Genomic DNA, 18,708 nt, shown 5'->3' with positions numbered 1-18,708 from the left:
AAGACAATCTGGAGAGTGGCATGACCGCCAATTACACCGGCCCGCTGGAGGACCGGATCGCCATTCGCGAAGTCCTCGAAACCTATGCCGATGCCGTCAACCGCGTGGACGAGGCGCTGTGGGCGTCGCTTTGGGTAGAGGATTGCCATTGGGACTTGTCGCATTACCCTGAACTGGGGGTCGTCTCTGGCAAGACAGCAGTCGTCGATCTGTGGCGCGGAGCGATGCCGCTTTATCCCAAGCTCAGCTTCATCATGACCCCCGGCATGATTCAGGTCGATGGAGACACTGCCGTCGCCCGCGCCTATTTCTCCGAAGTCTATGAGGAGCCCGACACGTTGAAGGATAAGCGCGCGCGCGCCTGTTACAACGACACGCTCGTCAAGCGGGACGGGCAGTGGTTCCTCAAGAGCCGCGCCTTCACGATCATTCACCAGACGTGAGCGATGGTCTCCGTTCTCCCTTTTCCCTTAGCAGAGAGTATTCCGCATGATCGTCATCACCGGCCAGATTCTAACCGACCCTGCCACCCTGCCTGACCTGTTCGCGCGGTTGCAAGAGTTGTGCGAACCCTCCCGCGCGGAGGACGGTTGCGCATTCTACCACATGGGCATCGAGGACGCGGAAAAGGGCATTATCATGGCGATGGAAGGCTGGCGCGATATGGAAGCGCTGCAGGCGCATCTCGCGTTGCCCGCCATCGAAAAGCTGCTGGCCGATTTTGCCGGCAAGTTCACGAACGACGTTTTGGTCCATGAGGTGTCTTCCACGCAGAAGTTCTGAAACTCGCCTTTCACCTTTCCGCCCTCTCTCCATAAATGGGCGGATGAGAAGGTCCGGTCCGCTGCAGCGGACCGGACCTTTTTGTTGGGGGTAAAATGCGCGGAAAGCCTCAAAGGCCTCACTACGTCACTACCCATTGGGGCTGTTCCGGGGTGGTGCTGAGGTGGAGCTTCCCGACGCCCGATACGCGCGCTTGGGTGTTCCTGCGTAGGCAGGAACCCAGTAAACGCTTCATGGGCTGACGTTGCTGTATTACTGGGTTCCTGCCTGCGCAGGAACACGGGACGGGTTGTTTGGTAAGCATCCGCCAATTGCATCATGCCATTTCTCCTTCGCTGCATAAGCTCAGGCCAGCCACAGGCCCCCGCCTGAGAGACTTGGATATGGTGCAGCTTCAGGCGCTGCGGTCCCGTTCGTGCCGCACGAAATGACGCCAGAATGCACATGGTGAAATCAAATTGCCGCCTGGCTGTCTCACCTGTGCGTCATGAGCGCATGAGCGAGAGGGGAACGCGACAAGGATTCCGTGCAGGGCGTCGGGCTGAGCACGCGCGCAGGGGTAACGGATCGGGGTGCGTGTAGGACAGGGAAATATGCCGCTCAAAGAGTTGCGATACTATCTTGGGCTGCGTCCTTCGCGAATGACGGATGGACGGACGATCTCACCGTTTTCAGAGAACATGATGCGATATTGACTATGCTGTAGACAGAGAACGCATATTGGTATTACGATATCGAAAATTAGTACTACCGGGAGAGTCGATCACATAGTGCGGGGGCCAACGGTATGGACGGGATTCGCGTAGGTAAAAGGGTCATCGGCAGTCAGTCGCCGGTCACGATCGGTTGGGAAAATATCCCGAAGGTGGAAGGCGGCCCGGTCAAGCAGTTCGTCTTTACCTGGTTCCAGCCCGCTGCGTTGTTCGCTCTGCTGGCCTTCTGGTACTATGCGCCCAATTCCATCGCGAAGGCGTCGACCGGCATTGCCATCGGCATCGGTTTCAAGCTGTTGCTGCTGGCGCTGGAATGGGTCAATCCACGTTACGATAGCTGGCGGCTGACATGGAAGGAGTTGATCACCGACCTGTTCTACGTCGGGTTGGGTTATACGCTGCTCCGCATGGTCGACACCTATATCGGCGATGGTGCCATGATCGAAGCGATGCAGCAGTCGTTCAACTGGGACAAGCTGGCCTGGTTTATGGCGCTGCCGTTGCTGGTGCAGGCGTTCCTGATTTCCTTCATGTTCGATTTCGGGCAATATTGGATGCATCGCGGGATGCACAACTGGTATCCGCTGTGGCTGACCCATGCGCCCCACCACTACATCACCCAGTTGAACATCAACAAGGGCGCGGTGGGCAACCCCATCGAACTGTTCCTGATCGGGCTGGGCATCGGCGGATTTTTCGATTTTCTGCCCCGCGCAGCCTTGCTTGCAGGAACGCTCGGCCTGACCGTTTCGATTTACCAGCATATCAATGTGCGCTTCAATACGCCGCGCTGGTGGCGGTTCCTGTTCAACACTACCGAGCATCACAGCGTGCACCATTCGCAGGATTACGAGGCCACGCGCAGCAATTATGCCGGTACATGGATCATCATCGACCGCATGTTTGGCACATGTGTCGATGGCGAAGCCGAACTGCTGGGCATGGAAGGCGGGCGCCGCATGTCGGTTGGCGAGACGATGACCTATCCCTTCACCGAAGGCTGGAAGACGATCAAGGAACGTTTCGGGCGTTCGGGATCATCCTCGGCATCGGAACCGATATCGGTTCCGGCCGAGTAAGTCGAACGGCCCAGGCAACCGCTTAATCCTCTTAGAGATCGCTGAGCGGAGTCGAAGCCGACACAGGGTCGGCCGGTGCGCGCCTTGCTGTCCTTATGCCATTGAAAGCTCTCTCCAAAGGAGGTTGCGTGAACCTGCGTTTCATTGACTGGATCTGGCATATCAGGGGCAGCCTGACGCTCGTTCCAGAGCAATCGAGTGAGGAAGCCTTCGATCGGCTCGACCCGCTGTTTCGTCAGCGCGGCACCAGCCACGAACGCACATATGATACGCTGACATTTCGCAAGAAAGCGCAGGCGCCGCAGGACAAGATGTCCATTTTCGACGATGGTGTCCTGCGGATCGAAAAGGGTGAGGGCGGCTCTGTGCTGCGCTATAACCTCACCAGTCGGGCGTTGCTGCTGTGCTTTCTTGCGCCGCTCCTGTTTCTTGGCTTCGCGCAGTTGACGATAGTCATGGGTAACCAGAAATCGTCGACCGAAGCCTCCGACAAGGCAAAAAAGGAAGAGAAGAAAGAGCCCGAGCTGAAGCTCAATCCGATCGACAAGTTCCTGGGTGCGCCGGAGCCTGAGAAGCCGAAGAAAGATGACAAAAAGAAAGGCAAGGACAAGGATAAAGATAAGGACGACGAAAAAGACGATAAGCCTTCACCAACGCCGGCTTATGTTTTCGCGGCAATCTTCGCGACGCTCTATATCGTCGGCCGGATACTGGAAGACTGGCTGATCAAAAGGCTGTTCAGAAGAAAGTTGGCAGGTTCCTGACCTGCACAACTTGCTTCAGCGCTTTGCGGCCCGGTCGCTCAGCGCGCGGTCATGCCGCCGTCGATGACGAGTTCCGATCCCGTCATGAAACTGGCAGCGGGAGAGGCGAGGTAGACGATGCCAGTCGCGATTTCCTCCGCATCGCCCATGCGGCCCATGGCGTGGCCCGCCGACACGACGCTGCGGGCCGTGGCGGCGTCGGGGAACAGGCCCGCCTCGACATAGCGGTTGTAGATGGTGTCCATCATGTTGGTGTCGATGCCGCCGGGGTGGACGCTGTTGACGCGGATCGGCAGGCCAAGCAGCGCGAATTCCGCCGCTGCGCTCTTGGTGAACAGCTTCACGCCGCCTTTGCTGGTGCAATAGGCCGCCATATAGGCTGCGCCCTTCAGGCCGCCGACCGAGGACAGGTTGATGACCGAGGCGCCGCCCTTGCGATCTGCTCCGCTTTTGGCGAGCAGGTTCTGGGCCGCCTGGGTGCCAAGGAACACACCCTCGACGTTGATCGCCATGCATTTGCGAAATTCTGCAAGGCTGGTGTCGGCAATGGAATTGGTGACGGAGATGCCCGCATTGTTGACTAAAATGTCGAGGCGGCCGTGATCGCGTTCCACTAAGCCGATGAGCGTGCGCCATGCTTCTTCGCTCGTTACTTCGAGCGGATGATAGGCCGATGCGCCCTCGACATCTGCGGAGGCGGCAAGATCGGTCGCAATGACCGTGGCACCGGCTTCGGCGAGAGCCTTGCACGATGCGCGACCGATGCCGCCAGTTGCGCCAGTGACGACAGCGACGCTGCCTGAGAGAGAGAATGCGTTCATAGGTTCGGGCTTTCCGTTTTGGGGGCGATGAAGGTCAGCGTGCGGTCCAGCCGCCATCGACAACGACTTCGCTGCCGGTCATGTAGCTGGCGTCGTCGCTGGCGAGGAACGCGACGACCTTGCCGATCTCGATGGGCTGGGCGAGGCGTTTGATCGGCGTCGTTTGCGCCATCGCGTCGATCAGTTGTTGCGCGGTGAGCGTGCCGTCGCGTTCCGCCCAGCTTTTCATCCCCTTGTGCAGCAAGGGTGTTTCGACGAAGCCGGGATGGACGCTGTTGACGCGGATCGGCACGCCATTGTCGGCAAATTCCAGCGCGTTGGACTTGGTAAACAGCCGGACTGCGCCTTTCGACGCATTATAAGCCGACACCTCGCCCATGCCGACGAGGCCCATGATCGAGCTGATGTTGACGATGCTGGAGCCGTAGGGCGTGCTGGCCCCGCCCTTGGCCAGCAGCGGCTGAAATGTCTTGGTGCCCAGGAATACCGTATCGACGTTGAGCGTCATCAGTCGGCGCCAGTCGGCGAGCTTTATATCCTGCACCTTGCCGGTCAGGTCCGCACCGACATTGTTCACCAATATGTCGAGATGGCCGTATGTTTCCGCGACCTGCGCGCGCGCGGCGATCCATGCGTCCTCGTCCGTCGCGTCGAGACGGATATAGCTGGCATTTGTCATAGTGCCGATCGCGGTGGCGACCGCTTCGCTGTCGGGCTGATCGAGATCGGTGACTATCGTGGTTGCGCCGTCGGCGTCCAGACACTGCGCGATGGCAAGGCCTATTCCGCGCAACGCACCGGAAACTAACGCTATTCTTCCGTCCAGTCGTTTCGTCATCGCACCCTATCCTCTTCCCGTCACGCAAAATGCCCCGCCATGACGGCAGTCTGCATTTCGATGCCGACTTTGCTCATGATGGGGACGTTACGGGAACCTCCCGAATTTGACAGGGTGACTTGGACGGAAGACGCGCGCAATCCCCTGCCGTGCAATCCGGACAGCCTTAAGCATCGGGCTATTCGATTAACCGGCATCAGACCGGCCACCATCAGCAACCGGGAGAGTTTTTCTTATGACCGTTACCCATCGCCGTTCGATATGGAAAATCGCAGCCAGCGTAAGCGCGCTGTCATACGCGATGGCTAACCCGGCGCTCGCGCAGGACGCGGCAACGCCCGCGGCCGCAGAGCAGACTGGCGGTCTTACCGACATCGTGGTTACGGCCCGCAAGCGCGAAGAAAGCGTTCAGGACATCCCCGTTGCGGTTACGGCCATTTCCGCCGAAATGGTCGCGCGGCAGGATCTGACATCCATCGAAAAAATCGCGGCGCGCACCCCAAATCTGAATGTCGGGCGCGCGTCCAACGGATCGGGCGCGCAGTTGACGTTGCGTGGCATCGGATCGTCGTCTACATCGATCGGCATCGAGCAGTCCGTCGCGGTGGTGGTCGACGGGGTCTATTACGGGCAGGGCCGCATCATCAACGAAGGCTTCTTCGATCTGGGCCGGGTCGAAATCCTGAAAGGTCCGCAAGCGCTGTTCTTCGGCAAGAATGCGACCGCTGGCGTCATTTCCCTGACCACCGCAGATCCGACCGCTACGCCGGAATTCAAAGCCCGTGCAGGCTATGAGGTTGAATCGCAGCAAGCGCAGGTGGAAGTGATCGGGTCAGGTCCACTGACCGATACGCGGGGTATCCGCGTCGCTTTGCGCGCATCCAAGATGTGGGGCGGCTATTACAAGAATGTCTCTGCGCCGTTCAATTATGCGACGCTGGACGTTGCGACGGGGGTAGCGGGCACCGTGGTATCCAATCCTTCGCCGGAAGATGCGCCGGGTGAAAAGGAACTGTTGGGCCGGGTAACGCTGAAGTGGGAACCGACCGATCGGTTGACCGCAACGGTCAAGGCATCGGGCGCCTTCAATGAAACCAACAACAACAGTTGGAACTATGTCGCGTTCAACTGCCCCAATGGCGGCGTCAGCCAGCTTAACGGATATGCCTGCGCCCGCGATTTCGTGACGCATCAGAACAAACTGCCTGCCGTGTTCGCGGCGCAGATCCCCTATGCCAAGGAAGACGGCAGCCTGTATAACCGGTACAAGAGCTGGGCCGTCACGGGCACGGTTGCCTATGATCTTGACGATGTGACGCTGACCTCTGTCACCAATTATAACTGGAACAACAATCGCTGGGCCTGCGCCTGCGATTTCCAATCCAGCCCGGCGGCCAACTGGGCCACGGAAAATTCGACCTATCACGCTTTCTCATCGGAGTTTCGTGCGCTTACGACGTTCGACTCTCCCGTCAATTTGATGGTGGGTGCGTTGTATCAGAAGACCCGCCGGGACTTTGACCAGTATATCGTTCTGGCAGGCCTGACCAACAGCGCGGCGTCGCGGGAAGACCAGTATCTTGCGACGCGCAAGACCAGCTTCACCGACGGAGAAACTATTGCCGCATTCGGTCAGGTGACGTGGAAAGTCGTTCCTACGGTCGAAATCGCCGGCGGTGTCCGCTACACGCATGAAACGAAGGACAGCTTCTTCACCCAGCCTTATAACAATCCGGGGCTGACCTCCATCTTCCGTCCCCAGAACGACCCCGATGGCCTGGGCGTCGTGACGGCGGATCAGACATTCAACGACTGGTCGCCAGAAGCAACGATCACCTGGAAACCGACCGCTGACCTGCTGGTCTATGGTGCCTATAAAACGGCCTATAAGTCGGGTGGCTTTTCCAACGGCGGCATCAACTCGAAGCTGTCGAACATACCTTTCGACGATTTGACGTTCGATCCGGAAAAGGCGCGTGGGTTCGAAGCAGGGATCAAGTCGACGCTGGCCGATAATCAGCTTCGGTTGAATCTAGGTCTGTACAGCTATGCGTACAACAATTTGCAGGTCGACTTCTTCAACTCGCCGATCTTCGCGTTTCAGACGCTGACCGCCGATGCGCGGACCAAGGGTGTCGAACTGGAATTCGAATATGCGCCGCGCGACGTTCAGGGACTGAACGTGCATGGCTCGATCAACTACAGCCGGGCACGTTACACCAGCTTCCCCGATGCCCCTTGCTATGCCGGGCAGAGCCAGGCGGAAGGCTGCAATGTCGCAGTGGGCGCCGCTTTCCGCCAGAATCTGAAAGGACAGCCATTGTCGGTTGCGCCCGAATGGACCGGCACCATCGGTGCTTCCTACGACGTTTCGGTGGGATCGAACCTGTTGCTGGGGCTGAATGCCGATGCGCGATACAGCGATTCCTACCTTGCATCGGGCTTCGGCAATGCGGACTCGCGGCAGAGCAGCTACGTCACGCTCGACGCCGGTATTCGTCTGAGCAGCGCGGATGAGCGCTGGCAAGTCGCGGTGATCGGCAAGAACCTGACCAATCGCTTTTACGTGACGGGTGCCGTTGACGGTCCGTCAACTGGCGGTGCTTCGGGTGGCACATTGGCTGCCCATGCCGATCAGCTCGGATTCGGAACGATGCCGCGCACCGTACAGATTCAGGTCAGCACGAAGTTCTGACACGGATAACAGGGCAGGGCCACCGATCGGCGGTCCTGCCCATTTTGATGGAGGATGCCATGGATAGTGCCCGCTACGAACAGATCAGGAAGATGGTCGACGATATCTATGGGATCTGCGCCACGGGCGACTGGGCCGCGGTCGACAAAATGGTGACTGACGATTTCCGGATCTTGGAAGCGGATAACTTGCCCTTCGGAGGGGAGTATCTGGGAAAGTCAGCGCTCGAAGAATTGTACACCAAGGTTTTCGCCTTTTGGGACGATGCTTCGCTTGCAGTTGAGGATGTCACGATTTCGGATACGAACGCCGTCGTCATCCTGACGCTCCATGCGACATCCCGCCACAATGGAGAGCGGCTGGCCATGCCGCTGTGCGAAAGGCTGCAGGTGCGGGGCGACAAGTTCAGCGGTATCACGCCCTATTATTTCGACACTGCCGCTATCGCCAAGGCTGCCGGGACATTGTCTCTGGATTGAGGTTTTCGTCCTGCCACTTTTTGCAGGGCGCATCGTGGCGCGATATTTGGCATGTGTGTCTGCGTGACCGCGGAACGACGCGCAGGAGAGCATGAGACTATGGCAGATTTAAGCGGCAAGGTGGCTCTGGTAACGGGCGGAACGTCAGGCATCGGGCGCGGCGCAGTCGAGCGGCTGGCGCAGGATGGCGCGAAGGTGCTGTTTACCGGCTCCAATGAGGAAGCGGCGAAAGCCGTGACTGACGCGACCGGCGCAGCGTTCATCAAGAGCCGGGTGGAGAGCCCGGAGGACTGGCAGCGGGTCGAGCAGCACCTCCGGTCGGAATATGGGCGGCTGGACATCGTGTTCGCCAATGCCGGGATCGAAGCAGGCGACAGCAGTGTCGAGTCGATCACCATCGAGGGGTGGGACCGGATCATTGCGGTGAACCTGACCGGCGTGATGCTGACCGCGCAGACGGCGGTGAAGATCATGCGTGACAATCCGGGCGGGCCGACCGGGTCGATCATCATCAATTCGTCGATGTCGGCACACAAGGCGATGGGCAATTTCGTCGCTTATTCCACCACCAAATCGGCGGTGATTGCGCTGGGCAAGTCGATCGCCATGCACTGCGCCAACGAAGGGTTGCAGGTGCGCTGTAACAGCGTGCTTCCGGGCGTCGTTGAAACCAGCATGATCCGCAACATCATCGACCGTTCGCCCGATCCGGCGCTGGCACGCAGCATGTACGAAGGCATGGCGCCGATGAAGCGGATGGCGAAGGTGGAGGAAGTCGCGGCGCTGGTGGCGTTTCTGGCTTCGGACGAGGCAGCGTTTATTTCGGGGACGGAATATCTGATCGACGGGGCGTCGACGGCGGGTATGATGGGGGTTTGAGGGATCGTCTGCTGGCGAAGGCACTTCGCGTCACTTATACAAAATTGCGATGATTGCGACTTATAGGGACGGTATTGGTGTTCCCCGGCGAAGGCCGGGGTCCAGTCCCACGCTCAGAACTGGACCCCGGCCTTCGCCGGGGAACACCAGACTGTAGGTTCCTATCAATGCACAGTGGTATTAGTAGAAGGCTTCGACAGGCTCAGCCCGAACGGGTGGTGGGGGTTGAGGCAGTAGTAACAAAAAAGGCCCCGTCCTCTGATTGAGGACGGGGCCTTTTTTGTTAGCTTACCGTAGGTCGGATCAGGCCGAAGCGACTTCCGATACGTCGACCTTCACGCCTGGGCCCATCGAGGACGACAGAGCGATCTTGCGGACGTACTTGCCCTTCGAACCGGTCGGCTTGGCCTTTACGATCGCGTCGACGAATGCGTCGAAGTTCTTGCGCAGATCGTCCTGGCTGAAGCTGGCCTTGCCCAGACCAGCGTGGATGATGCCGGCCTTTTCGACGCGGAATTCGATCTGGCCGCCCTTGGCTGCCTTCACGGCTTCTGCGACGTTCGGGGTCACGGTGCCGAGCTTCGGGTTAGGCATCAGGCCCTTGGGACCCAGAACCTTACCGAGACGACCGACGAGGCCCATCATGTCCGGCGTTGCGATGACGCGCTGGAAGTCGATGTTGCCAGCCTGGATGCTGTCGAGCAGGTCTTCGGCACCCACGATGTCGGCGCCAGCGGCAGTCGCTGCTTCGGCCTTGTCGCCGCGCGCGAACACAGCGACGCGAACGGTCTTGCCGGTGCCAGCGGGCAGGGTGACGACGCCGCGGACCATCTGGTCAGCGTGACGGGGATCGACGCCCAGGTTGATCGCCACTTCGACGGATTCGTCGAACTTGGCAGTCGCGTGGGTCTTGATCAGCGCCAGTGCGTCATCGACGCTGTGCAGCTTTTCCTTGTCGATTGCGGTAGCGAGGGTCTTCGCCTTCTTTGTCAGCTTAGCCATGTCTTAGCCCTCCACCACTTCGAGGCCCATTGCGCGGGCGCTGCCTTCGATGATCTTCGTTGCGGCGTCGATGTCGTTCGCGTTCAGATCCTTCATCTTGACCTGTGCGATTTCCGAAAGCTGCGAACGCTTGATCTTACCAGCGACGACCTTGCCCGGTTCCTTGGAACCCGACTTGAGACCGGCTGCCTTCTTGATGAGGAAGGTGGCAGGGGGCGTCTTGGTGACAAAGGAGAAGCTGCGGTCGGCATAGACGGTGATGACGGTGGGGAGGGGGGTGCCCTTTTCCACGTCGCCGGTCGCCGCGTTGAAGCCCTTGCAGAATTCCATGATGTTCACGCCGCGCTGACCCAGTGCAGGGCCGATCGGCGGGGACGGATTGGCGGCGCCAGCAGGCACCTGGAGCTTGATATAGCCCGTAATCTTTTTAGCCATGTTTACTCACTCTGTTGCTGGAAGGGCGGCGGACCGACCTCCCCGTTCAAGTTTAGCGGTCAAGCAGCGAATCCGAAGATGCGCCTCCCGCGGGTATTCCCGGTCGCCCGGAAATGCTGTGTGTTCCTGCGAAAGCAGGAACCCAGGGCGGCTTGCGCTGCGCCTGGAAACCCTGGACCCCGGCTTTCGCCGGGGCACGAACGCGCCATTATTTGGCGAGTTCTACCTGTTCGAAGTCCAGTTCCACGGGGGTCGCGCGGCCGAAGATCGACACGGACACCTTCACGCGGCTCTTTTCGAAGTCCAATTCCTCGACCACGCCGTTGAAGCTGGCGAAGGGACCGTCCAGAACCTTGACGCTGTCGCCGATCTCGTAATTGACCGTGATCTTCGTCTTGGGATTGGCGGCGGCTTCCTCCTTGGTGTTGAGAATGCGCGCGGCTTCCGCTTCGGTGATCGCCTGCGGCTTGCCCATCGATCCCAGGAAGCCTGTGACCTTCGGCGTGTTCTTCACCAAGTGATACACGTCGTCGTTCATCGCCAGCTTGGCAAGGACGTAGCCGGGGAAGAATTTCCGTTCCGACTGCACCTTCTTGCCGCGGCGTACTTCAGTGACGGTTTCCACCGGCACCTCGACGGATTCGACCAACTGGGTCAGGCCCAGGCGTTCGGCATCGGCCACGATCGAGTCGCGGACCTTATTCTCGAAGCCTGAATAGGCATGGATGATGTACCAGCGCGCCATGTTGACCGTCAAAACTCCAATTCTATACCGTTCGCGTCGTTCCTGATCCGCCTCAACCGGCGGCCAGCGCCAGCAACCACTTCACCAGCGCACCGAATACGGTGTCGATGCCGAAGAAAAACAGGCCCAGGATCGATGTCATGATGACGACCATAACCGTGGTCATCATCGTTTCCCGACTCGTCGGCCACACAATCTTGTTCGCTTCTGCGCGTACCTGATTGACGAATTCCGCTGGGGACGTCTTGGCCATGAGAGTCGATCAACCCATTCAAAAACAACACAAACCGCGAAGCAATACGCCGCCCTCCGGGCCTTGCCCAGATCGGGCTTCCCGGATGCGGCCACTGCTCCGCGACCAATTTTCTTCACGTTCCATAGACTTATGCCCAAGCCTTTTCAAGCTGGGCGCAAGCCAATGGCAGGAGCGGAGGGACTCGAACCCACGGCATTCGGTTTTGGAGACCGACGCTCTACCAACTGAGCTACGCTCCTGTATCACCACTTATGGCAGCGAAGAGGCGCGCTTTAGCTTGGGTGGCGCGGGAGGGCAAGAGCGGTTTTCGCGAGGTCGCCGGTTGGCGCGAGGCGCAAAGGCGGGTAGCGTCCGGTGGAATGACGATAGACCCGGTTTTGTTGCTTCAGGCCTATGCCATCGGTGTGTTCCCGATGTCCGACGACCGCGAGGCGCAGGACATCTATTGGGTGGAGCCGAAAAAGCGGGCGGTCATGCCGCTGGAAGGCTTCGTCGTATCGCGATCTCTGGCGCGGACAATTCGGCGGGACCGGTTCACGGTGCGCGCCAACGGCGATTTCGCACGGGTTGTGCAGATGTGCGCGGAGGCGGCGCCGGACCGGCCCTCGACCTGGATCAATCGCAGTATCGAGGCGGCGTATCTCGAACTCCACCGGCTGGGCTTTGCGCATTGCGTGGAGTGCTGGGACGGCGAGGATCTGGTCGGCGGGCTTTATGGCGTGTCGCTGGGGCGGGCGTTCTTTGGCGAGAGCATGTTTTCGCGCCGCACCGATGCGTCGAAGGTCGCGCTGGCGTGGCTGGTGGCGCGGTTGAAGGCGGGCGGATTCACGCTGCTCGATTGCCAGTTCATGACCGACCATCTGCGGTCGCTGGGCGCGGTGGAGATGCGGCAGAGCGCCTATCTCAAGCTGTTGGCGCAAGCGGTGGCCGATGCGCCTTTGGGGCGCGGGCGGTTGCTGGTCGACGCTGGGGCAGGGGATGTGACGCGCGCGACGTTCGATCCGATTAGCGGCGCGGATGTGCGGATGACGGGAGAGGATGTGCTGGGGCTATTGCGGGGCGCATCCTAAATAATGCGCCGTAATGCCCAGGCAGATTAGCCCGCGTCGGGCGACCAGGCCTCATAGTCACCGGTGGCCGACTGGCGCACGCCGCCTTTTTCGATGGCGCCGCTCGGGCGATAAGCGTTCACGGTGCCAGTCTGGTTGGGCGTATAATCGCGTTCCCAGATGCGAGCGGGGGGCAGGAAGCTTTCCGGCGCGTCTTCGAACGTGTTGTGCAGCCATCCATGCCATTCGGGCGGCACGCGGCTCGCATCGTTGGCGCCAGCATACATCACCCAGCGGCGGGGATTGCCGTGGACGTCCTTGCCGCCCTGAAAATAGACATTGCCCTGATGGTCCTCCCCCACGCGCGTGCCGTTACGCGCGCTCCAGAGTGCGGTGCCGATGGTCGCGCCGTCCCACCAGGTGAAGATCTTGCCGAGGATTCCCATGCGGATTCGCTTAGCCGCTGGCAGGGCGGATTGGCAAGGCGGTTTTGGTGGGGGCTGGTTAGCAATCTCGTCACCCCGGACTTGATCCGGGGTCCCGCTGTCAAATTTGTTGGCTGACTTTGGAAACTGGAGGAAGAAGCGGGACCCCGGGTCAAGCCCGGGGTGACGTAACCGGTATGCCTACGGACAAAAGCTCGCCCGGTCCCAGCTTTCATCGGGCCGCACGTCCGGCACGGCGCAGGCACCCCATTTTACTTTGTCCCCTTCCTTTACGCCCAGTTCCGCCGCTCTGCCGCCGCGCAGTTCGAGGACGGCGGCTACGGGAACGCCTGCGGAGACCGGTTCGCGGGCGTAGGGTTTGGTGTTGGCGGCGATGAGGGCGATGGTGCCGTCGGTGCGGATGAAGAGCATGTCGAGGGGGATGACGGTGTTCTTCATCCAGAAGCTGGCAGTGCGGGGCGGGGTCATGGGGAAGACCATGCCGCCGTCCGCGGGGAGCTCCTTGCGGAACATCAGGCCTTGCTCCTGCTCTTCGGGCGTCAGGGCGAGTTCCACGTCGAAACGGTGCGTCTTGCCTTTGCTGACGATGGTCAGGGGGATGGTGCTGGCCGTCGTTTTGGTTGCGACGGTAGTGTTGTCGGCTGTGGAGGTGTTGTCCGAGCAGGCGGGGAGCGCGAGGCACAGGGGCAATAAGCCGATGCGTGCAATATGACGTAGCCTGTTCCCCGGCGCACGCCGGGGTCTAGGAGCCCCACGCGCTGTGCTTTGTTGCTCTGGACCCCGGCGTGCGCCGGGGAACAGTGTGGAGGCGATGGCGTAAAAACTATTCTTCACGTTCGGGCATCTTCCCTGGGGCGGCGTCGATCCATCGGCGGGCCATCGCGTAATCATGGCCTGCGCGCAGGAAGGCGGCAATGTGCTTGTCGCGTTTGTCGCGCTCGACCGGCGCGGCGGCATAGGGGCCGAGGCGCTTGCGGCGGGCGAAGGCGTCGGCGGAGGCCCAGCGTTCGGCGGCGGCGTCGTCCAGCGCGGGGGCACTGTCTTCCTCTTCCACGCCCGCGGCGCGCAGCGCTTCGCCGACGCGGCGGGTGCCGAAGCCGCGGCGGGTGAGCGCCGCGCCCTTCATGGCGGCGAAGCTGGCGTCGTCGATATAGCCCAGCTCTGCGAATTGCTCGGCCAGCGCCTGCAGATCGGGCGGCTGTGCATCGTCCCATCCGCGCTCCCTGATCTTGCGAGAGAGATAGGCAGTCAGCTTTGCTCTTGTCGTGGCGAAGCGTCCCACATAATGCAGCGCAAGATCGCGCAATTTTGCATCGGTGAGCGGCGGGGGCGGCTTTTTGGCGCGATTGGAGGGTGAAAATGACGGCACGCGCCACTTTTGTGCCACAGTCGGGCCGGAATTTGAACGCGCCTTGTGCGCTAAAAGAGCAGGCTGGACAGAATTTCGAGGCGCGCCCAAAAGAAAAATCACGGGTTTGCCAATAATTTCAGGATATTAGCATTGGTTGAAACCAATATGACGGGATCGCAGACCATATTGACCGCCACGCCGACGCAGGACAGCCTGCCGCGGCGGCTGTCGGATTTCGCCACTTTGGGCGAAGCGCTTGATTATGCGGCGCAGGGCGTGCGCGGCCTGAACTTTCACGATCCGCGCGGTAATCTGGCGCGGGCCTATCCCTTTTCGGAACTGCGCAGCGATGCGTTGGATTGCGCGTATCGACTTATTGCGCATGGCGTGAAGCCGCTGGACCGGATCGCTTTGATCGCGGAGACCGGCCCGGAATTCGCGCAGATGTTCTTCGGCATCGTCTATGCAGGCGCTTGGCCGGTGCCGCTGCCGCTGCCGACCAGCTTTGGCGGCAAGGAAAGCTATATCGACCAGTTGGTCGTCCAGCTTTCGAGCAGCGATCCGACGATCCTGTTCTACCCTGCCGAACTGGCCGAGATGGCAGGCGAAGCGGCGGCGCAGCGCAACGTAGAGCCTTTGGCGTTCGATGCGTTCATCGCGCGAAACGCTGCGCCCTGCGTGCTGCCGAGCGCAGACACAAACGACATCGCCTATCTGCAATATTCCAGCGGATCGACCCGCTTTCCGCATGGCGTCGCGGTTACGCACCATGCGCTGCTCAGCAACCTGTCGGCGCACAGCCACGGGATGCAGGTGCAGGACAGCGACCGCTGCATAAGCTGGCTGCCCTGGTATCATGACATGGGGCTGGTCGGTTGCTTCCTGTCGGTCGTCGCCAATCAGGTATCGACCGATTACATGAAGACTGAGGATTTCGCGCGGCGTCCGCTGGCGTGGCTCGATCTCATCAGCCGCAACGAAGGCACCTCGATCAGCTATTCGCCGACCTTCGGATACGATATCTGTTCGCGCCGCATGTCGAGCCAGACCAAGGCCGCCGACCGCTTCGATCTGTCGCGCTGGCGGCTGGCGGGCAACGGTGCGGACATGATTCGCCCCGACGTGATGCAAGGCTTTGTAGATGCGTTCGCGGATGCAGGCTTTGCACCGACGGCGTTCCTGCCAAGCTATGGCCTTGCCGAAGCAACGCTGGCGGTGACGATCATGCCGCCGGGCGAAGGCATCGTCGTCGAACTGGTCGAGGAAACCGACCTGTCGGGCGGTTCGGCCGCCGAAGGCCGTCCGCAGCGTTTCCGTGCCATCGTCAATTGCGGCAAGCCCGCCAAGGACATGATCGTACAGATCCGCGACGAGGATGGCAGCCCGCTGAACGAGCGCCAGATCGGCAAGGTGTGGACCACCGGGCCGTCGCTGATGGTCGGCTATTTCCGCGATCAGGAAGCGACCGACGCTTGCCTGATCGACGGCTGGCTCGATACTGGCGACATGGGTTATCTGAGCGACGGTTATCTCTATATCGTGGGCCGCGCCAAGGACATGATCATCATCAACGGCAAGAACCACTGGCCGCAGGATATCGAATGGGCCGTGGAGCAGTTGCCGGGGTTCAAGCAGGGCGACATCGCTGCCTTCGCGATTACGACGCCGGGCGGCGAAGAAGCGCCCGCCGTGCTGGTGCACTGCCGAACGTCCGACAATGCGGAGCGATCGCGCCTCCGCGACGAAATTCGGGAGCGGGTGCGCTCGATCACCGGCATGAACTGCGTTGTGGAACTGGTGCCGCCGCGCACCTTGCCGCGCACCAGCTCCGGCAAGCTCAGCCGGTCAAAGGCGCGCAACCTGTATCTGTCCGGGGAAATCCGTCCGTACGATATCGCGGCCTGAGGCATTCGTCGCCGCAAGCGGCGTAAATTGATCGAAAATGGTGCAAATCCTGTCGATCATTTCGTGACGTTGCTAACCGATTGATAACTCTGTTGTGGCACTCCAATAGAGTGAACCCGGACTCTACCACTTCGCCCGCAACGGATCGGGATAAGCTGTCGCTTCTGATGCTGATGGGGTGTGCCCCACCGCGGGCAGTTTCGCCCGACCTGCTATATCGCGCGCAGTTGTGGTCAGCGGACCGATTTTATATAGTGCAGTTCATCCTGAACATTCTGGCGATGGCCTTCGTGTGGAGCGTGTTTGGCGCCAGCGCGCATCTCCCCATGTTTGTCGGCTGGACAGCCCTTGCGGTCATCGTCACGCTTCTGCCGCTGCGTCACAGTCGGCAGCGAATCCGCGAGGACTATGCTTCAGTAACGCGAAACGATATTCTGGCGCAGGGCGGCCTCGTCACTCTGCAGGGGGTGTTGTGGACGGTTGCGACGCTGTCTTTCTCGCAAGCGGGCCATCCCGAACAGATCATCGCGATCTGGACGCTCAACAGTTGTTTGATGGTTGGTGCTGCGGTGGCGCTGTCGGCTTTGCCCTTGGCATCCATCGGCTTTCTTCTGATTGTCGGGGCGGGCGGCGTACTGTTGTTCCCTGAAGCCTATGGCCCGCAATTGCCGATTTTGGCTGCAAGCTATGCTTTGGCTCTCCTGATCGCCAGCCTCAAACATGCGCGCGCGTTCGGTCAGCAGTTACAGACGGGGGCGGAGCTTACCGAGAAGCGCGAAGTCGTCAGCCTGCTGCTGCGCGAACATGATGAGTTAGGGGCAGACTGGCTGTGGCAGACTGACACAGCGCGCCGCATTTCTGCAGTGTCGCCGCGTCTCGCCGAGTTGCTGGGGACGACGCCCGCAGCGCTGGAAGGCAAGCCCCTCGTCCAGATACTGGCGGGAAGTCACTGGGAAAGCGGGGAGTTCAACGCGGGCCTGCGCGACGTGGCCGAGCGGCTGAAACGACACGAGAGTTTTAGCCATGTCGTGCTGCCCGTGGAAATCGACGGTTCCCTGCGCTGGTGGGACTTGTCGGCTTCGCCGCGACTGGATGACAATGGCGCATTCCTTGGTTTCCGGGGCGTGGGATCGGATGTCACCGAACAGCGGGAAACATCCGACAAGATCGCACAACTGGCGCGCTTCGATCCACTGACCGGTCTGCCCAATCGCCTGCAACTGAGCGAAGCCTTATCCGCAGCGCTCCATTCGGTGGAGCGGTGGAACGGCCGGTGCGCGTTTCTCATGATCGATCTTGACCGCTTCAAATCGGTCAACGACACGCTGGGGCATCAGGTCGGCGACAAGCTGCTGGAACAGGTTGCGGAGCGCCTGCGCGAAATGTGCGGCCCCTATGAAGTATGCGGACGGATTGGCGGCGACGAGTTCGCCATCGTCATGCGCGAATTCGATGAGCCGTTCCGCATAGCGCAATTCTCCCTGGCGCTGATCGACGCGCTGTCGCAGCCCTATGAAGTCGGGCCGAACATGCTGTACATCGGGGCTTCAGTGGGATCGGCGATGGCGCCGCGCGATGGCACGACAACCGAAACGCTCATCCGCAGTGCCGATCTGGCGCTATATCGCGCGAAGGACGAAGGCGGCGGTACGCATTGCCCCTATGAGCCACGCCTGCATGTCGATGCCGAGGAACGCCGAACGCTGGAAATTGCGCTGCGCGAGGCGCTCGACAAGGAAGAGCTGCACGTCGTTTATCAGCCTGTCGTCAACGCCGTGACGGGCAAGATCGAAGGGTTCGAGTCTCTGGTTCGCTGGACACACCCGGAAATGGGCGTGATTTCTCCGGTCAAGTTTATACCCGTGGCCGAAGACGCGCGGCTGATCGCGCCAATCGGCGAATGGGTGCTGCACACCGCCTGTCAGGAAGCGATGCGCTGGCCGGACGATATCAAGATTGCCGTGAACGTGTCCGCAGAGCAGCTTCACAATCCGCAATTCGTTTCCTGCGTGATGTCTGCGCTGGACCAAAGCGGACTGGCACCGGGCCGTCTTGAGCTGGAAGTGACCGAAAGCGTATTCATGCGCGAAGGCACGATGGCGACGCGGATCCTCGATCAGCTTCTGGCCCTTGGCGTACGCCTTTCGCTGGACGATTTCGGTACGGGCTATTCGTCGCTCGGTTATCTCAGCCGTACGAAGTTCAACACGATCAAGATCGACCGCAGTTTCGTGGTCAGTGCGGCCAAGCATGTGCCCGAAAGTCTGGCGATCATCCGGGCTGTGGTGGCGATGGCGACCAGCCTGGGCATGGCGACGACCGCAGAGGGCGTGGAGACTCAGACCGAGCTGGAAATGGTCAACGCGCTGGGCTGCACGAAAATTCAGGGCTATTATTTCGGGCGTCCGATGCCCGCGCATGAAGCCTTGCTGCTGTTCCGTAACAAGCGGACCAGCGCCGTCGCCTGA

Annotated in this window: 19 protein-coding genes and 1 tRNA gene; 10 read left to right on the top strand and 10 right to left on the bottom strand. The window is 60.5% G+C overall.

Annotated features, from left to right (window positions below):
* Positions 1–20 precede the first annotated feature (20 nt).
* The 4 genes from LQ220_RS15395 to LQ220_RS15380 all read left to right on the top strand — a co-directional run bounded on the left by LQ220_RS15395 (position 21) and on the right by LQ220_RS15380 (position 3,339).
* Positions 21–443 carry a nuclear transport factor 2 family protein gene (locus LQ220_RS15395; RefSeq protein WP_230189065.1) on the top strand — a complete coding sequence of 141 codons (423 nt, stop codon included), beginning with the start codon at positions 21–23 and terminating at the stop codon, positions 441–443.
* 46 nt (positions 444–489) lie between these two features.
* Positions 490–783 carry an antibiotic biosynthesis monooxygenase gene (locus tag LQ220_RS15390; RefSeq protein WP_230189064.1) on the top strand — a complete coding sequence of 98 codons (294 nt, stop codon included), beginning with the start codon at positions 490–492 and terminating at the stop codon, positions 781–783.
* A gap of 787 nt (positions 784–1,570) precedes the next feature.
* On the top strand, positions 1,571–2,575 hold the full coding sequence (locus LQ220_RS15385; protein ID WP_230189063.1) for a sterol desaturase family protein: 1,005 nt from the start codon (positions 1,571–1,573) through the stop codon (positions 2,573–2,575).
* 128 nt (positions 2,576–2,703) lie between these two features.
* Positions 2,704–3,339 carry a hypothetical protein gene (locus tag LQ220_RS15380; RefSeq protein ID WP_230189062.1) on the top strand — a complete coding sequence of 212 codons (636 nt, stop codon included), beginning with the start codon at positions 2,704–2,706 and terminating at the stop codon, positions 3,337–3,339.
* Between the two features lie 38 nt (positions 3,340–3,377).
* Here LQ220_RS15380 and LQ220_RS15375 read toward each other — a convergent pair whose 3' ends face one another.
* Positions 3,378–4,160, bottom strand: coding sequence for an SDR family oxidoreductase (locus tag LQ220_RS15375; RefSeq protein WP_230189061.1), 783 nt, complete (start codon positions 4,158–4,160; stop codon positions 3,378–3,380).
* Positions 4,161–4,194: 34 nt separating this feature from the next.
* Positions 4,195–4,998, bottom strand: coding sequence for an SDR family oxidoreductase (locus tag LQ220_RS15370; protein ID WP_230189060.1), 804 nt, complete (start codon positions 4,996–4,998; stop codon positions 4,195–4,197).
* A gap of 235 nt (positions 4,999–5,233) precedes the next feature.
* On the opposite strand from LQ220_RS15370, the gene LQ220_RS15365 reads away from it, so the two are divergent.
* From LQ220_RS15365 to LQ220_RS15355, 3 genes are all read left to right on the top strand, one after another.
* Complete coding sequence (locus LQ220_RS15365; RefSeq protein WP_230189059.1) at positions 5,234–7,693, top strand: TonB-dependent receptor; 2,460 nt, start codon at positions 5,234–5,236, stop codon at positions 7,691–7,693.
* Positions 7,694–7,752: 59 nt separating this feature from the next.
* Positions 7,753–8,172 carry a nuclear transport factor 2 family protein gene (locus LQ220_RS15360; protein WP_230189058.1) on the top strand — a complete coding sequence of 140 codons (420 nt, stop codon included), beginning with the start codon at positions 7,753–7,755 and terminating at the stop codon, positions 8,170–8,172.
* 99 nt (positions 8,173–8,271) lie between these two features.
* Positions 8,272–9,051 (top strand): SDR family NAD(P)-dependent oxidoreductase, encoded by a 780-nt coding sequence (locus tag LQ220_RS15355; protein WP_230189057.1) that lies wholly within the window; start codon positions 8,272–8,274, stop codon positions 9,049–9,051.
* 303 nt (positions 9,052–9,354) lie between these two features.
* Here LQ220_RS15355 and rplA read toward each other — a convergent pair whose 3' ends face one another.
* From rplA to LQ220_RS15330, 5 genes are all read right to left on the bottom strand, one after another.
* Positions 9,355–10,053 (bottom strand): 50S ribosomal protein L1, encoded by a 699-nt coding sequence (rplA, locus tag LQ220_RS15350; RefSeq protein ID WP_230189056.1) that lies wholly within the window; start codon positions 10,051–10,053, stop codon positions 9,355–9,357.
* Positions 10,054–10,056: 3 nt separating this feature from the next.
* The gene (gene rplK / locus LQ220_RS15345) at positions 10,057–10,488 is read right to left on the bottom strand and encodes a 50S ribosomal protein L11 (RefSeq protein ID WP_230189055.1); all 432 of its coding nucleotides are present in this window, start codon (positions 10,486–10,488) and stop codon (positions 10,057–10,059) included.
* 208 nt (positions 10,489–10,696) lie between these two features.
* Positions 10,697–11,233 carry a transcription termination/antitermination protein NusG gene (nusG, locus tag LQ220_RS15340; RefSeq protein WP_230189160.1) on the bottom strand — a complete coding sequence of 179 codons (537 nt, stop codon included), beginning with the start codon at positions 11,231–11,233 and terminating at the stop codon, positions 10,697–10,699.
* Positions 11,234–11,285: 52 nt separating this feature from the next.
* A complete protein-coding gene (gene secE / locus LQ220_RS15335; RefSeq protein WP_230189054.1) occupies positions 11,286–11,486 on the bottom strand; it encodes a preprotein translocase subunit SecE in 201 nt (66 codons plus the stop codon).
* A gap of 166 nt (positions 11,487–11,652) precedes the next feature.
* A tRNA-Trp gene (locus LQ220_RS15330) sits at positions 11,653–11,728 on the bottom strand.
* A gap of 12 nt (positions 11,729–11,740) precedes the next feature.
* Here LQ220_RS15330 and aat point away from each other — a divergent pair.
* Entirely contained in the window at positions 11,741–12,559 is an 819-nt protein-coding gene (gene aat, locus LQ220_RS15325; RefSeq protein ID WP_230189053.1) for a leucyl/phenylalanyl-tRNA--protein transferase, read from the top strand.
* 26 nt (positions 12,560–12,585) lie between these two features.
* On the opposite strand, the gene LQ220_RS15320 is transcribed toward aat, so the two are convergent.
* The 3 genes from LQ220_RS15320 to LQ220_RS15310 form a co-directional block, all read right to left on the bottom strand.
* Entirely contained in the window at positions 12,586–12,984 is a 399-nt protein-coding gene (locus tag LQ220_RS15320; protein WP_230189052.1) for an NADH:ubiquinone oxidoreductase subunit NDUFA12, read from the bottom strand.
* 180 nt (positions 12,985–13,164) lie between these two features.
* Complete coding sequence (locus tag LQ220_RS15315) at positions 13,165–13,683, bottom strand: DUF192 domain-containing protein (RefSeq protein ID WP_230189159.1); 519 nt, start codon at positions 13,681–13,683, stop codon at positions 13,165–13,167.
* A 124-nt stretch (positions 13,684–13,807) separates the two neighbouring features.
* The gene (locus tag LQ220_RS15310) at positions 13,808–14,371 is read right to left on the bottom strand and encodes a RecX family transcriptional regulator (RefSeq protein WP_230189051.1); all 564 of its coding nucleotides are present in this window, start codon (positions 14,369–14,371) and stop codon (positions 13,808–13,810) included.
* Between the two features lie 129 nt (positions 14,372–14,500).
* On the opposite strand from LQ220_RS15310, the gene LQ220_RS15305 reads away from it, so the two are divergent.
* Together LQ220_RS15305 and LQ220_RS15300 are read left to right on the top strand one after the other, a co-directional pair.
* Entirely contained in the window at positions 14,501–16,240 is a 1,740-nt protein-coding gene (locus tag LQ220_RS15305) for a fatty acyl-AMP ligase (protein WP_230189158.1), read from the top strand.
* A 173-nt stretch (positions 16,241–16,413) separates the two neighbouring features.
* On the top strand, positions 16,414–18,708 hold the full coding sequence (locus LQ220_RS15300) for a GGDEF and EAL domain-containing protein (protein WP_230189157.1): 2,295 nt from the start codon (positions 16,414–16,416) through the stop codon (positions 18,706–18,708).

It is taken from the genome of Sphingobium sp. CECT 9361 (genome assembly GCF_918741285.1).
GTDB lineage: Bacteria > Pseudomonadota > Alphaproteobacteria > Sphingomonadales > Sphingomonadaceae > Sphingobium.
This window is presented reverse-complemented; position numbering and strand designations above follow the sequence as displayed.